We start from the raw sequence: 1,528 nt of genomic DNA on the forward strand, positions 1-1,528 counted from the left end.
GCTCCAGCAGCGCGGGCAGGGTGGCGGCGCCGTACGCCCCGGCGACCGGCGGCGGGGCCGGCGGGCCGCTCCACTCGGTCAGCAGGACGCGCCGCTCCTCGGCGGTGAGCAGCTCCAGGGCGCTGAGCGGGGCGTCCGGGGTGCGGGCGGCGGAGTCCAGCAGGGTGGCCAGCGAGCGGGCCAGCCGGGTGGCGGTGGCGGCGGTGAAGAGGTCCTCGCGGTACTCCAGCAGGATCTCCAGCCCGGCCGGGCCGCCGTCCGCGGCGGTGCGCTCGCGGACCTGGAAGGACAGGTCGAACTTGGCCGTGGTGGTGTCGACGGGCAGCACCTCGGCGGTCAGGCCCGGCATCGGCGGCAGCGCCGCCGGCCCGGGGCTGCCGGTCCCGAAGGCGGCGTTCTCGAAGGCCAGCACCACCTGGAAGAGCGGCTGGCGGCCGGTCGAGCGGGCCGGGTTGAGCCCCTCGACCAGCTGCTCGAAGGGCAGTTCGGCGTGGGCGTAGGCGGTCAGGTCGGTCTCCCGGACGCGCCCGAGCAGTTCGCGGAAGGCCGGGTCGCCGGAGGTGTCGGTGCGCAGCACCAGGGTGTTGACGAAGAAGCCGACCAGCTCCCGGACGGCCTCCTCGGTGCGCCCGGCCACCGGGCTGCCGAGCGGGATGTCGGTGCCGGCGCCGAGCCGGGTGAGCAGGGCGGCCAGCCCGGCCTGGACGGCCATGAACAGGCTGGCGCCACCGTCCCGGGCGAGTGCGGCGAGCCGGGCGTGCGCCTCGGCGGGCAGCGCGCAGCGGACCTCCGCGCCGCGCTGCCCGGCCCGGTCGGGCCGCGGGAAGTCGGCGGGCAGCTCCAGCTCCTCCGGGATTCCGGCCAACGCCTCGCGCCAGTGGGCGAGTTCGGCGGCGGCCAGGCTGTCCGGGTCGTCCTTGGCGCCGAGCAGGGCGCGCTGCCAGAGCGCGTGGTCGGCGTACTGCACCGGCAGCGGCCGCCAGTCGGGCGCCCGCCCCTCGGCCCGGCACCGGTAGGCGGTGGTGAGGTCGCGCACCAGCGGGCCGAGCGACCAGCCGTCGGCGGCGATGTGGTGCACGGTCAGCACCAGTGCGTGGTCGGTCGGGCTCAGAACGAACAGCCTTGCCCGCAAGGGCACTTGGGCGGACAGCGCGAAGGGGTGGGCGGTCTCGGCGGCCAGTGCGCCGGGCAGTTCGGCCGCCCGCAGCTCCACCGACTCCAGCCCGCCGCCCGCGCGTTCGGCCTCGGCGACGGTGAGCACCAGCTGCGAGGGCAGGCCGTCCGCCTCGGCGAAGACGGTGCGCAGGCTCTCGTGCCGCTCCAGGACGTCCCGGACGGCGGCGTCCAGCGCGGCCCGGTCCAGCGGGCCGGTCAGCCGGACGGCCAGCGGGATGTTGTAGGCGCCGGTCGGGCCGTCCATCCGGTCCAGGAACCAGAGCCGCTCCTGGGCGTGCGACAGCGGCACGGTCGCGGGCCGCTCGGCGGGGCCCAGCACCGGCCGGGCGCGCCCCCCGGCCGCTGTGGGCAC

General features: G+C 77.6%; 1 protein-coding gene. It reads right to left on the reverse strand.

The features are described from left to right. The coding region (locus BG452_RS34880) for a condensation domain-containing protein (protein ID WP_223243166.1) at positions 1–1,528 on the reverse strand (1,528 nt) is incomplete at both ends.

It is taken from the genome of Streptomyces sp. CBMA123 (assembly GCF_014596465.1).
Classification (GTDB): Bacteria; Actinomycetota; Actinomycetes; order Streptomycetales; family Streptomycetaceae; genus Kitasatospora.